Raw genomic sequence first — 12,679 nt, forward strand, 5'->3', positions numbered from 1 at the left:
TGGAGGGTCAACCTTCAAGCGTCGCTACCGGTCCCTTTTCAGCGGTCGCCGACACTCTCGGGGGAAGTGCGCCCGCCAGTGCGTTCTGCGCTCTGGTCGCGGGCCTGCTGGTAGGCGTCCAGGAGAGTTTCGGCTGCGTCGGCGAGGACGCCTTTGGACTTCTCGCCCTCGGCGTCGGGCTGGCCCGCAGGGTCTTCGGCGGTTTGGGGGATGCCGGCTGGTCTACGCGGCCCGGATTCCAGGTCCATGCGGTTGCATGCCTCTGCGAAGCGTAGGTAGGTGTCGATGCTGGCGATGACTATCCGGACGTCGATGGTGATGAGCTCGATGCCGATGACGGAGACGCGTATGAACGCGTCTATGACCAGCCCGCGGTCGAGAATGAGTTCCAGGACGTCGTACAGGCCGCTGGAACCGCCTCCACCGCCCTGCTGCCGTGCCGTGGTCATCGTGATCAGTCCCTCGTCATCTGTTTCGGCCGGTCCCGTCCTGGTCGCCGGTTCGCGGTAACGATGAACGCTGCGGCGCAGGCTGCAAATGCCCCCTACCTCCATGACAAAACGCCTGGACAAGGTTGGCGAGGCGAGCGCCTGCGAGCAGGCCGCTGCCATGGCCTGGAGGCAGTCTGGTGGGCGGCCTCGCTTCGCCTTGCCGGGGCGTCTGGTGTTCCGTGGCTGCGCGTGTTCATGCGGCCCGGCGCCGGCTGCGGGGGTGCGGTGCACGGTCATCGTCGGGTGCGCCGGGGACTGGCGACAGGGCTCAGGTCGCCCGCGTATGAACCCGTTCGTTGCAGGTCACATGGCCTGTGCAGGGATGCGGAGCTGAACGCCGCAGGGCGTTCGGGATCGTTCTGCCCGATTCCACGAGTGTGCGGTACGGGTGCGTTCTAGCGTGCGGGGACGCGAACAGAGGGGTTCGGGCTCGTTACGGAGAGTGGCTCCGAGCTGGTGAGGGCCGGTGGCGATGCGGCCGTCATGGCGTACTGGGAGGCACTGCACCTAGGCTCTGGCGATGTCCCGGTGGGACGGCGCACTGAGAGATGCGAAAGGCGTTCAGCCGGTCCGGGAGAAGGACCAGGCGGAGAAGGAGGCACAGGCACTTCGCTCGGCCGCGCGGGGCGAGGCCGTGGCCGAAACGGATGACGACCAGGACGTCACAGACCGTCTCGATCTCGGCCAGAAGGTGCGAGCACGGATGCCGCGGGACGGCCCCAGCCGGCTCCATAAAACGTCGTCTCAGTTGGAGGTATGCCAAGATCGGATGACGCCGACGATGCCCCGCTAGCACGGCTGTTCATGGAAAACGACGGTGAGCGCTGGTCATATCGAGTCAGGCGCGTAGTCGGGCGAGTTCGTCTGCTCGACGGTGGTCCTTTGGGCGACCGAGGGCCCGACGCATGCGGATCAGGTCGTCGAGTGCGGCGTAGCGGATGACGAATCCTGCGGGGTCGCGGGTGGTTTCCGCCGAGGTCAGGCAGGGGGTGACATCCATCGCACCCCAGCGCAGCTCGGGAGTGCACAGGTCTCCGCTGGCGCCGGTGACTCGGTAGCCCGCTTGTGAGCGGTCGAGATCGGGCAGTTCGGAGCAGCCGCACAGGGTTAGGGCGTCGCGCAGGGCTTGCGCCTCGCCAGGGGTGCCGTCCCAGAGCAGGTCGAGGTCTCCGGTCAATTCGGTGGAGCCGTGCACGATGCCGGCGACCTGGCCGACAACTATCGCGCGCGAGCCGGCGTCGTGGATTGCTTGGAGGAAGGGGAAAGGGTCGAAGCCGAGTGCCCCGTCGGTGGCGAAGGTGCCCAGTAGATCGTCGGCTTCCTCCGGGCGGCGCCCGACGGGGGTACGTTCTCGCGTCGCATCTTCGGTCCGGGCGATGGCCTGCCGAAGGCGCAGGGCTGCTGTCTGGCTCATGGGCCTATCCAACACGGCCGAACTCTGGCGGCGATCAGAGGTGCTTTCACCACGCTGGCGCGAAGAACTGCTGCCGGCCCTTTCGGCACGGTGGGGCAGGGCCGCGCACCAGCTGCCGGACGGCAGGCCTCCCGCCCGGACCCCGCCGGCGACACCCCTAGTTCATCCGGCTCAGCACGTCCCGCGCCCGCCGCACGTCCCGCAGCCGCTGTTCGTACGTCGCGCCGACGGCGAGCAGCAGCAGACCGGCGAGGGCCGGGGGCGCCCAGCGGGGGAGCAGGCCGGTGATCTGCACCAGATACGGGGCGAGTTCGTGCAGCGCGTCCAGCACGAGCACCCCGCCGCCGAGCAGCAGCGGCGCCCGCAGCCGGTGGCGGGCGCCTGCCAGGGTCACCAGCAGAGCCGCCGCGCCGAGCAGCCACGGGCGGGTGGCGTAGGCGTCGGTCCAGGCGGCCGCGAGACTCGGGACGAGCGTGGCGGCCAACCCCGGGCCGTACGCCACCCACGACGACGCCTGCGGGTCCCGGCGCCGCTGCAGGACGCCCAGCATGAGCGCCACGACGGACACGGGCGCCGTGTACGCCTCCGGCGCCGTCACGCCCCAGGCCGCCAGACGCACCCAGGCAGCTAGCGCGAACAGCGCGGTGGCCGCGTGGGCGGCGGGGCGGCGGTCCGCGCGCAGGGCAGTCCCGGCCAGGATCGCCGCGCACAGGCCCAGCGTCAGGGAGAGGACCGCCGGATCGCCGAGCGCCAGCCCGATCGCGAGGAGACCGGCGGCCGCACCCGTCACCTCGGCCACCACGGTCGTGCGCCCGTCGGCGGCGCGTGCGGCGAACAGCGCCGCCACCGCCGGTACCAGCAGGACGAGCAGGGCGGTGTGCTGCGGTGCCCAGCCCGCCGCGGCGCCCACAGCGCAGGCCCAGGCGGCGCCGTACCCGAGCGCGGCCGGGACGGTGACCGCGGCGAGACGCCGCTTGCGGGACACGCCCGCGAAGAGCGCCGTCAGAGCGGTGAGCACGGCCACGGTCGCGAACCTCGTCGGCAGTGAGAGAAGCGCCAGCGAGAAGGACGTCAGCAGGGCCAGGACCAGCGCCGGGAGCGTGCCGGTGCGCTCCGTCAGCCGGGGTCGTGTCGCCATCGCGAGCAGGACCGCCGTCGTCAGCGACTCCATCACGAGCACCGCCGGATAGGGCAGGTCCGTCACCACCGGGACGACCACGACCGCGGCCCATCCGAGGACCAGCGCGCCCGTGAGCGCCTTGGGCCGCCAGGCCTCGCTACGGATCGCTAGTACCAGGACGGTGGCGACGGTGGCCAGGACCAGCGGCACCGGCAGCGCCCACGGCAGCCACGGCGCGGACACCGACACGGCCTGCCGGGCCCCACTCGGCGCCCCCGACCACACCTGTGCCGCCCAGCCGGCCGGCCCCAGCAGCGTCAGCGCGAGCAGCGGCAGCGTCCACAGCACCGCGAGGCCCTGCACGGCGGCGGAGGCGACGGCGAGCCCGCGCCGCACCCGCTCCGGCAGCCGATCGGCCCGTACCGCCGCCAGCAGCGCCACCCCGAGCAGGAGATGGGTGGGAACCGCCCAGACGGCCGGCAGCACCGGGCGGACGACGCCGCCGAGCGCGATGACGGCGAGCAGACCGGCCGCGATGGACAGCCCGACGGCGTGCCCGGCGGCACGGCCCCGCCATGCCGCGGCCAGCGCGACACCGGCAGCGAACACCAGCAGCGCGGCCGCCCGGGCGCCGGCGCCAGGACCACCCGCCGTCCACGAGAGCCAGACCGCACCCAGCGCTCCCCACGCCCCCACGCCGTACGCGCCGGCCGTGGCGGTGATCCGTATCAGGCCGGCCGGAGCGCGAAGTGCCGCCGCCGTGTCGAGCGCGGCGATCAGGAGCAGCGCACCGGTGATCGCCAGCGTCCCCGCGTCGACCGCCACCGCCCCCAGCGACAACGGCAGTTGGGCCGCGGTCAGCGCGGCCGGAAGCGGCAGCCGCAGCGTCCTCACGCGCGGCAGCAGTCCGTAGCCCGACCACACGGCCGCCAGCACCGCCGACGCCCAGGCCGCGTACGCCGTGGCGTCCACGCCGGTGAGGGCGACCGCGTGCAGCGCGTAGGCGTCGAGCACGGTGAGCGCCAGCGCGAGGCCGGCCACCGCCTCGGCCGTCGAGCGCAGGCCGCGCTTCAGCAGCGGCAGCGGGGCGGCCAGGGCGGCCACGGTGACCGCGCCCAGCACCAGGGAGCGTCCGGCGATGCCGAGATGCCCCCAGCCCACCAGCGTGAACGCGACCGCGGCGATGGTCAGCAGCAGGCCGCCCAGGAGCAGCAGCACATTCTGCACGCGCGGCGCGGTGGCCTCGGGGCGCTGCGGTGCCGCCGCGGCGGCGGGCGGCACCGCACCGGGCTGCGGCGGTGACGAAAGAAGGCCGAGCAGCCAGGCGCGGCGCGCCAGCAACTGGACGCGGCGGGCGTCCAGTTGCCACAGCTCGGCGTCGATGAGCCGCAGTTCCTCGGCCGGTGGCGGAACAGGTGTCATGGTTCGAAAGTGTGGGCCGCGCCGCCCCGCAGGGCATGAGCGCGCCTACTCAGAAGGTACTCAGGTGCCGGTCGGCCCCGTGGGACGAGCGGGCCGGGTGAGGATTCCGACGGTAAGCGGGGCCCCTGACGTCGGCGCGCTCGGCCATCTCGCTACGCCCGCCCCGCAATCTCGCTACGCCCGGGCGGCGGCCCGTCTGGCCCCGGCGATGGACCAGGCGGCCGTGGACCACAGGGTCAGCGCACAGCCGACTCCGACGAGGGTGAAGACGGCGCCCGGTGAGGCGCCCGCGGCTCGTGCCACAAGGCCGGAGCGGTCTCCGCCCTGCCGGTCAGCCAGGACTCACCGGCACACGTCGTTGCCCTCGGCCGAATCGACGCGTGAAATCCTGTGTGTACGGCGGCCGATCACGGGTATCCGGGTGTGGACTTGTGAGGTGGTTGAGGCGAACCGGATGAATCGGACCTTGTCGGGCCAGGACAGCACCATGTCCCGCGACGACGGTCACCTACGCGCCGCGGCGGCCCTGGACGGACGGGGCGGCTGCATCGCCGAGGCCCGCCATCTCGCCGTCGGCTTCCTGTCCCGGATGCGGAGCGAGCACCGGATCCCGGTCTCCCAGCGTGCTCTGGAGCTGACCCAGTTGGTGGTGAGCGAGCTGGTCACCAACGCCCGCAAGTACGCCGAAGGCCCGGTCCTGCTCGATCTGAGCATCGTCGGTGACCTGGTGGAGGTGCAGGTGTGGGACTCCAGCCCGGACATGCCGGTGGCCCGGGACGCCGACGTCAGCCGGGTCGGACAGCACGGCCTGGAGATCGTCACGGCCGTCTGCCGGAGCGTCGAAGCCGTACGGGAGCCGGTCGGCAAACGCGTCACCGCCCGTCTGCCCCTCGCCGACGACGCCTCCGGCGCCGACTCCACGCGCTGACGACACGCGCGGCCGGGCCGGTCGCAGGACATGCGCCGGGTCGGCCGCGTCCTGCGTTCCTCGTCCAAACGCCGTGACCCACGGGCCGCCGCCGCGGCGTGAGGCGGTGCGTCATACGCGGCTGCGGGACGGCTCCGGCTCGTTTCGCGAGGCGTGCTCGCGCCGGGGCAGCAGGAGCGGCGTGGCCAGGATGAGCAGCCCCGCGGCCGTCAGAGCGGTGCGCGGGCTGGTGAGGTCGGCGAGCAGCCCGCCGAGCGCGGTGAGCACGGCGATGGCCGCCTGCTGGCCGATCGCCCAGGCCGACAGGGTGCGGGCGACCAGGTGCTGGGGCGTGAGTTCGAGCCGGTGGGTGGCGAGCACCGGGGTGTACAGACTCATGTTGATGATGATCGCCAGCTCGACGGCGATCACGGTGACGAGGCCGACGACGCCGGGGTGGACGAAGGCCAGGCCGATCAGCCAGACGGCGCGCAGAGTGCCGGCGGTCCTCAGGACCCGGTGCCGGCCGTAGCGGGCCACGACCCGCTGGGCCAGCCGTGAGCCGATGAGTCCGCCGAGGCAGGGGGCGGCGAAGGCGAGGCCGTACTGCCAGGGTGCGAAATGGAGTTGGCGGAGCAGCAGCACGGCGAGCACCGGTTCGGTCGCCATGATCAGCCCGGCGACGAGCATGTTGTTGAGGTAGAGCGCCCACAGGCCGGGCTCGCCCATGATGTGCCGCCAGCCGCCGAGGATCGCGCCCGCCCGCACCGTCTTCTGCCGTGGTGCCTCCTCCCGGCCGCGAATCGCGGTGATGCCCAGCGCGGAGAGCAGATAGCTGAGCGCGTCGGCCACCACGGTGGTGACCGGCCCGAAGAGGCCGATCGCCGCCCCGCCCAGTGGTGGGCCGATCGCGATGGAGCTCCAGTTGGTCGACTCGAACCGCGCGTTGGCTACGAGCAGGTCGTCCCCCGGCCGGACCAGGGCCTTGAGGTAGGCACCACTCGCCGCGTTGAAAGCGATCTTGGCCGCGGCGACCACGACCGACACCACGAGCAGCTGGACGAACCCGAGCCGGCCGACGGCATAGGCGACCGGGAGCGTCGCCATGGCCGCGAACCGGGTCAGGTCCATCGCGATCATGACGGGGCGCTTGCGCCGGAGCTCCACCCACGGCGCCAGCGGCACCGCGATCAGCGCGCCCACCGCAGGCCCCACCGCGGACAGCGCCGACACCTCGGCGGGGCCGGCGTGCAACACCAGTACGGCTATCAGCGGCAGGGCTCCGAACCCCAGCCCGGACCCGTACGCGCTCACCGCGTACGCCGCCCACAGCCAACCGAACTCCCGGCCCAGCCGTCTCCTGCCCGCCATGCTCGTCCACTCCCTCCGCCGTCCCCACCGAACAAACCGGCGTTGACCCACGAGAGCAAACCGGGCGGCACAACAGCAGGTCAAACAACCACCCAGCCGACTTCGCACAACCACCGGTTGTCTCCTAAGGTGGCGGCGTGGATCTCGAAGCAGTGCGCACCTTCGCCGCCATCGCGCGAACCGGCCAGTTCCAGAAGGCGGCCGTCGACCTGGCGGTCACCCAGCAGGCCGTCTCCAAGCGCGTCGCCGCGCTGGAGCGCGAGCTCGGCGTGCGCCTGTTCACCCGCACGCCGCGCGGCGCCGAACTCACCATCGACGGGCAGGCGTTCCTCCCGCACGCACGCGAGCTGCTGCGCGTCGCGGAGCGCGCGGTCGCGTCCGTGCGCACCGGGCACCGCCCACTGCGCGTCGACGTGATCAACTCACGCGGCGCGGCCTCGGGCCTGATGCGCGGCTTCCACCGGGCGCGCCCCGAGGTCGACCTCGACGTGGTGATGCTGTTCGACGTCGAGACGGCCGTCGCCGCCATCCGCTCCGGCACGGTCGACGCGTCCTTCCGCGCCGTCGCCGCGCCCGGCCGGCCCCTTCCCGAGGACATCGAGTCCGTCCGCGTGCTCGACGAGCCGCTCCAGCTCCTCACCGGCCCCGCCCACGCGCTGGCGGACGCCACGTCGGTGACCGTCGCCGAGCTGGTCGGGCACCGCATCTGGATGCCCGGCATCGTCCCCGGCACCGAGTGGGCCGCCTACTACGACGACCTGGTGGCGCAATTCGGGCTCACCATCGAGGCCACCGGCCCCAACTTCGGCTCCGACGCGCTCCTGGACACCATCGCCGACACCCCGGCCCTGGCCACCTTCATGAGCGAGCACACCCGCCTCGTCTGGCCCGCCGGACACGGCCTGCGCCGCATCCCGGTGACCGACCCGACGCTCGTCTACCCGCACTCGCTCCTCTGGCACCGCGACAACCCCCACCCGGCCCTGCCCACCCTCCGCGCCCACCTCGCCGCCGTGACGACCGGCCACGACGCCCCCGGGACGTGGACACCGGACTGGGTGCTACCGCGCTGAACGCACCGCCGAAGGACTGCCTGGGACGCCCGATCGGCGGAAGCGACCCGTCATCGGGGTCGCACCCGCCGACCGAAGCCCACACCACCCCAGGGGCACCGGATCACTCCGGACGAGCCGCGGCCTCCTTCTGCAGCTGCACCGCCGCGAGCAGGCTCAGCTCCGGAGCCGCCTGGCGCAGCGCCCTCACCGCCGAGACCGAGGTGATGTCGCCGGTGAAGCCGACGGCGGCCAGCCGGGAGCGGACCCAACGCGCACGCAGCTCGCCCTCGCTGGCGGCGGCAGTGGCCTCGACGAGCGCGGCGGCCCGTTCCAGACCGGGGCGCTCCTCCGGCGAGGCCTCGGCCAGCGCCCTGCGCAGAGCCGCCCCGACCACGTCCGCGTCCCGAATCGTCAGCACGACGCTGTTCTTCCTGCTCAGTCCCATGATTCCTGTCATGAGAACAAGCCTGACGGCCAAGCCCACCGCGCACCAAGCGACTTGAGGAGCCTCAGAGGAGGACGCATCCGACGAGCACCACCACGAGGGCGATGCCACTGAGCCCCGAGGCGGCGTACTACAGGGACGACCCGACGAGCAGCGCCAGGTCGATGAGGCGGTTCGAGTAGCCCCACTCGTTGTCGTACCAGCCGACGACCTTGACCTGGGGGCCGGACACCCGGGTGAGCCCGGCGTCGAAGACGCAGGAGGCCGCGTCGCCCACGATGTCGGTGCTGACCAACGGCGCGTCCACGTAGGAGAGCAGGCCCTTGTACGGTCCCGAGGCAGCCGCCGCGTACGCCTCCTTCACCTCCTCCACAGTGGTGCCGCGTCGGGTGGTGACCGTGAGGTCGGTGACCGAACCGGTGGGGACCGGCACGCGCAGGGCGAAGGCGTCAAGCCGGCCGGCGAGTTCTGGCAGGACGAGGCCGATGGCCTTGGCGGCGCCACTGGAGGTGGGCACGATGTTCAGGCCTGCGGCCCGCGCCCGGCGCAGGTCCTTGTGCGGGGCGTCCTGGAGGTTCTGGTCCTGCGTGTAGGCGTGGACCGTGGTCATCATGCCGGAGTCGATGCCGACGGCGTCGTGCAGCACCTTGGCCAGCACGCCGAGGCAGTTGGTGGTGCAGGAGGCGTTGGAGATGATGGTGTGGCGCTCGGGGTCGTAGTCGCCGTCGTTGACGCCCAGCACCACGGTGAAGTCCTCGCCGCTGGCCGGAGCGGCGATGATGACCTTCTTCGCTCCGCCGTCGACGTGCGAGCGCGCCTTCGCGGCGTCGGTGAAGATGCCGGTGGACTCGATCACGATGTCCACTCCCAGATCGCCCCAGGGCAGGGCGCCGGGGTCGCGCTCGGCGAGGACCTTGACCGACCGGTCGCCCACGCGGATCGCGCCCGGCTCGGCGGTGATCTCCTCGGGGAAGCGTCCCAGGATCGAGTCGTAGGCCAGCAGGTGGGCCATCGTGGGCACGTCGCCCAGGTCGTTGACGGCGACGATCTCCAGCTCCGAAGCCCGCGTGGCCGCGGCACGGAAGACGTTGCGGCCGATGCGCCCGAAGCCGTTGATGCCGATTCGCACAGTCATGGGTGTGTTCCTCACCTAGCGCTCTACAAATCCAGCGACGCGCCGTTGCGCCGAGCTGCACTGCGAACCGTGCGCCTGGACGAGACGGCCGGTGCGCAATCGATCAGGAGCTTATATAAGTCTGCGATATATTTCCAGGGTGACTTCTACTCAGCGTGCCGACCACGAGACCGACTTGGACGTCGGTGACCTCACCACGGCGATCGAGAACTTCAACCGCTACTACATCCGGCTGCCAGCCGTGCAGAAGCTGTCCTTCACGACGCTGTCCGTGCTGGACACCCTGGCCGTCGGCGGCCCGAAGCGGCTGACCGAACTGGCCAGAACGGAGCAGATCAGCCAGCCGGGCCTCACCCAGCTGGTCACCCGGCTCGAGCGCGACGGTCTCGTGGAACGCCGCCCCGACCCGACGGACGGCCGCGCCGTCCTCGTCGTCCTGACCGACAGCGGCCGAAGAATCGGCCAGTCCCGGCAGGAGGACCGCGGCCGCCACCTGGTCCCGCTGATCGCCCGGCTGACACCGGCGGAACGACAGGCGATCGCCGCGGCCCTGCCGGCCCTGACCCGCCTGGCCGAACTGGGCGCCGAGGCGGGGCGGTAGCGCCGTCTGCGGCGCCCCGCGCCGGCCGCCGAGGACGGTCAGTGAAGGGCCTTGCGCCGGCCGCCGAGGACAGCGAACCTCTCGTCGGCCGCCGACGGCAGCGATCTGCCTCTCGCCGTCGCGCGGTATCTCGGTCGCCGGAGCGGGCGGCGGCCTGGCAGGGTGTCCTTCATGCGCACTGAGCCCGCCCATCCCGCCCCGGTCCGCCACCGCGACCACGGCCAGTGGCTCGTCCAGTTCACCGGCCAGGTGCTCGTGGTCTGCCCGAGGTGCGGTGGCCGCGCCCTCGTCGTCCCCCGGCCCGGCGTCGCGCCGCCGAAGTACTTCAGCGCACTGCTCTTCCAGCCCCGCCGCCTCGCCTGCGCCCACTGCGGCGCGACCGCCGACTGGACGGCTGAGGAGCGGGGCGCCGGCTTGGTAGGCGCGGTACCCGGCGGCACCGAGGACCCCTTCTTCCGGCGGCCGCTCTGGCTGCAGACCCGCTGTGCGGGACGCGTCCTGTGGGCCTACGACGAGGAGCACGTGGACGCCCTCGACGCCTACGTGCGCGCCCGGCTCCGTGAGCGCCACGCCTCCCCGACGATGGGGATGTTCGCCCGCCTGCCGGCCTGGATGAAGTCGGCCGGGCACCGTGACGAGGTACTGACCGGCCTGGCAGCCCTCCGGTCCCTCGCCGCGCTCTCGACACCCGCGGACCGTTCCGACGCGGCCCACGACCGGGGCGACCGCCCGCGCCACCACCGCAGCATGCTATTCCGGGGCGGCCCCTACTAGGTCGTGTCCGCGAAGTCGCGTCGTTCGCCCGCAGGGCGGGCGTCGCGGCGTCCGGTGCGTGCTCTGGGGGTCCCCCCGGCCGAAGGCTGGGGGAGTGCCGGCCGGATGCCCTCGTACTGGGTGTACTCGGGCTTTCGGCCGGTGCGGCGAGAGTGCGTGCCGGGCGTCGCGACGCAGACGCGACTTTGCGGACACGGCCTAGGGCCTGTCCGCTGCTCCTGGCCGAGTCCGCCCCTCACCCCCGCCCGGCATCGACCTCCGCGACGCCTCACCGCCCTGGGCGCACTGGCTCGATGAGCAGCGCCCGCTAGCTCTTCTGCACGGTGCGGGTGACACCCGCGATGACGGCGGTCGTCAGCACCCAGCCGAACGCGATCAGCAGATAGGCCAGCCACTGGAGGCTGCCGTCGGGCCAGTACCAGGCCGAGCGCTGGCCCAGACCACCGATGGGGATCAAGAGGTCGAGCGTGTAGACGAAGGACTGGAACGGCGCGCCTTCGCCCTTCTGCACCGGCTTGGGGGTGCCGGCGCTGAAGGACAGCGTGCCGAGCAGGGTCAGTGCGAGGAGCCAGACGCCGGCCAGCCAGGGGCGGTATCCGTAACCGACGGTCAGGTCGAGCAGGTGCCCCCACCCGCGCGCGGCCGCGTGCAGAGTCCCACGACGATGGCGCTGTTTGGCCAGGAGCACCCGGCGGGCGTCGTCGTCGTGGCCGGCCTTCCGGTACCAGCTCGCCAACTGCTCGTAGGGCTGCGGGCTGTACCCCGGGCTGCGGCGTATCCACGCCACGCGGCGGGCGACGGAGTCCCGCTGGCCCACCGCCTCCCGACGCTCGCCTGCTTCGTCCGTCTTGATGGAGCCGTAGACGAATCCGTCCAGCTCCACCACCTCCGGCCAACTGCGCTCGCTGTCATAGAGGTAGGACACCTGCGCGCCCCGCAGGTCCACCGTGCCGGACGGCGCCTGGGCGAGGGTGAAGTCGAGGTCGACGGTCTGCACCAGCGGGGCCACCAGCGACGGGCCGTGGCCCTCGGCCGGTCCGTTGAGGACGGCTCCCGCGAAGGACAGGCTGTCGGAGATCCGGGCGCCCCGCAGCCGTACGGTCCCGTTCGCGGTGAACCCGCCGGAGAGGTCGATCGTCGAGGCCACGGCGTTGTCCAGGGCGAGAGCCACTCCGCGCTCGGAGGGGCCCTCCAGGCGGGCGCCTTTCATGAACAGTCCGCCCGGCAACTGAGCGCCCAGCAGCCGTACTTCACCTCGTGCCACGAACCCGCGGTTGCAGAAGACGCCGCCTTCCATGACCAGGCCGCCGGCGGCCACGGCCCATCCTCCGGGCGCGCTGATCTCGGCCCCGCTGAGGAGGATGCCGCCGCTCACCCGGGCGTCGGTCAGCGACAGCGCGGTGCCGACGTGGTTGAAAGGCGAGGAGTCGAGGCTCTCCACGACAGAGCGCCGCAGGTCGAGGACCCCCTCGATGTTGGCCGCGTCGGCTTCGATGCCCGGCACCCGGCTGTCCGAGATCACGACGGTCCGAGTCGACGCTCCCAGCAGGTCGACCGACTCTTCGAACCAGCAGCCGTCCAGCCACAAGGCGTGAGCGATCTGCGCGCCGGCCAGATTGAGACGTCCGGTTATCCGCGCCCCGGCGAGTCTCAGGCACGCCACGGCGCCCGGCTGCGTGGTGTTCGCACCCAGGAGCAGCGCCGCGATCACGGCAGCCCGCACCCTCCGCTCATGGCCCCACCGCCCGCCCGCGTCCACCCGGTCGTCCTCCTGCGAGCCCGTGCGCAGGTCCACGCGGCGCCCCTCGGGGAACGCGTCCCACAACTCCCGCTCCGGGGCCGTCAACTCGTCGTATGAGAGCACTCGTGCAGAGTAGTGACCTGCCTTCGGGCTCGCCCTGCCCGACGGCAGAACGAAGGATGGTCGAAGGGCGACGGCCCCGC

At 72.3% G+C, this 12,679-nt stretch carries 12 protein-coding genes; 4 read left to right on the forward strand and 8 right to left on the reverse strand.

From position 1 onward, the window contains the following. Positions 1-38: 38 nt before the first annotated feature. The 4 genes from gvpJ to ACFYU0_RS08440 all read right to left on the reverse strand — a co-directional run bounded on the left by gvpJ (position 39) and on the right by ACFYU0_RS08440 (position 4,750). Entirely contained in the window at positions 39-455 is a 417-nt protein-coding gene (gvpJ, locus tag ACFYU0_RS08425; protein ID WP_389298951.1) for a gas vesicle protein GvpJ, read from the reverse strand. A gap of 874 nt (positions 456-1,329) precedes the next feature. Then, positions 1,330-1,905, reverse strand: a complete 576-nt coding sequence (locus ACFYU0_RS08430; protein WP_389298752.1) for a hypothetical protein — start codon at positions 1,903-1,905, stop codon at positions 1,330-1,332. A gap of 157 nt (positions 1,906-2,062) precedes the next feature. Continuing rightward, positions 2,063-4,447 carry an SCO7613 C-terminal domain-containing membrane protein gene (locus tag ACFYU0_RS08435; RefSeq protein WP_389298754.1) on the reverse strand — a complete coding sequence of 795 codons (2,385 nt, stop codon included), beginning with the start codon at positions 4,445-4,447 and terminating at the stop codon, positions 2,063-2,065. 174 nt (positions 4,448-4,621) lie between these two features. Continuing rightward, positions 4,622-4,750: a hypothetical protein gene (locus ACFYU0_RS08440; RefSeq protein WP_351666869.1), complete on the reverse strand. Its 129-nt coding sequence runs from the start codon at positions 4,748-4,750 to the stop codon at positions 4,622-4,624. A gap of 184 nt (positions 4,751-4,934) precedes the next feature. Here ACFYU0_RS08440 and ACFYU0_RS08445 point away from each other — a divergent pair, with 184 nt between their 5' ends. Beyond that, entirely contained in the window at positions 4,935-5,375 is a 441-nt protein-coding gene (locus ACFYU0_RS08445; protein WP_351666867.1) for an ATP-binding protein, read from the forward strand. Between the two features lie 111 nt (positions 5,376-5,486). Here the strand turns inward: ACFYU0_RS08445 and ACFYU0_RS08450 are convergent, their stop codons facing one another. Next, on the reverse strand, positions 5,487-6,725 hold the full coding sequence (locus ACFYU0_RS08450) for an MFS transporter (protein WP_389298757.1): 1,239 nt from the start codon (positions 6,723-6,725) through the stop codon (positions 5,487-5,489). A gap of 137 nt (positions 6,726-6,862) precedes the next feature. On the opposite strand from ACFYU0_RS08450, the gene ACFYU0_RS08455 reads away from it, so the two are divergent. Then, positions 6,863-7,798 (forward strand): LysR family transcriptional regulator, encoded by a 936-nt coding sequence (locus tag ACFYU0_RS08455; RefSeq protein WP_389298759.1) that lies wholly within the window; start codon positions 6,863-6,865, stop codon positions 7,796-7,798. Positions 7,799-7,901: 103 nt separating this feature from the next. Here ACFYU0_RS08455 and ACFYU0_RS08460 read toward each other — a convergent pair whose 3' ends face one another. Further along, positions 7,902-8,237, reverse strand: coding sequence for a hypothetical protein (locus ACFYU0_RS08460; RefSeq protein ID WP_389298761.1), 336 nt, complete (start codon positions 8,235-8,237; stop codon positions 7,902-7,904). Between the two features lie 118 nt (positions 8,238-8,355). Then, on the reverse strand, positions 8,356-9,360 hold the full coding sequence (gap, locus tag ACFYU0_RS08465) for a type I glyceraldehyde-3-phosphate dehydrogenase (RefSeq protein WP_351666859.1): 1,005 nt from the start codon (positions 9,358-9,360) through the stop codon (positions 8,356-8,358). A gap of 139 nt (positions 9,361-9,499) precedes the next feature. Between gap and ACFYU0_RS08470 the strand changes: the two genes are divergently transcribed. Next, the gene (locus ACFYU0_RS08470; protein ID WP_389298764.1) at positions 9,500-9,961 is read left to right on the forward strand and encodes a MarR family winged helix-turn-helix transcriptional regulator; all 462 of its coding nucleotides are present in this window, start codon (positions 9,500-9,502) and stop codon (positions 9,959-9,961) included. A gap of 171 nt (positions 9,962-10,132) precedes the next feature. Beyond that, on the forward strand, positions 10,133-10,735 hold the full coding sequence (locus ACFYU0_RS08475; protein ID WP_389298766.1) for a hypothetical protein: 603 nt from the start codon (positions 10,133-10,135) through the stop codon (positions 10,733-10,735). A 307-nt stretch (positions 10,736-11,042) separates the two neighbouring features. Here the strand turns inward: ACFYU0_RS08475 and ACFYU0_RS08480 are convergent, their stop codons facing one another. Further along, positions 11,043-12,599, reverse strand: a complete 1,557-nt coding sequence (locus ACFYU0_RS08480) for an oxidoreductase (RefSeq protein WP_389298768.1) — start codon at positions 12,597-12,599, stop codon at positions 11,043-11,045. Positions 12,600-12,679 lie beyond the last annotated feature (80 nt).

Source organism: Streptomyces sp. NPDC003720 (assembly GCF_042875075.1).
Lineage (GTDB): Bacteria > Actinomycetota > Actinomycetes > Streptomycetales > Streptomycetaceae > Streptomyces.

Bases quoted from the DNA above. Each gene is read 5' to 3' on its own strand.
- ACFYU0_RS08430 (WP_389298752.1), bottom strand. From the start codon at position 1,905: ATGAGCCAGACAGCAGCCCTGCGCCTTCGGCAGGCCATCGCCCGGACC.
- ACFYU0_RS08435 (WP_389298754.1), bottom strand. From the start codon at position 4,447: ATGACACCTGTTCCGCCACCGGCCGAGGAACTGCGGCTCATCGACGCC.
- ACFYU0_RS08445 (WP_351666867.1), top strand. From the start codon at position 4,935: ATGTCCCGCGACGACGGTCACCTACGCGCCGCGGCGGCCCTGGACGGA.
- ACFYU0_RS08450 (WP_389298757.1), bottom strand. From the start codon at position 6,725: ATGGCGGGCAGGAGACGGCTGGGCCGGGAGTTCGGTTGGCTGTGGGCG.
- ACFYU0_RS08460 (WP_389298761.1), bottom strand. From the start codon at position 8,237: ATGACAGGAATCATGGGACTGAGCAGGAAGAACAGCGTCGTGCTGACG.
- gap (WP_351666859.1), bottom strand. From the start codon at position 9,360: ATGACTGTGCGAATCGGCATCAACGGCTTCGGGCGCATCGGCCGCAAC.
- ACFYU0_RS08475 (WP_389298766.1), top strand. From the start codon at position 10,133: ATGCGCACTGAGCCCGCCCATCCCGCCCCGGTCCGCCACCGCGACCAC.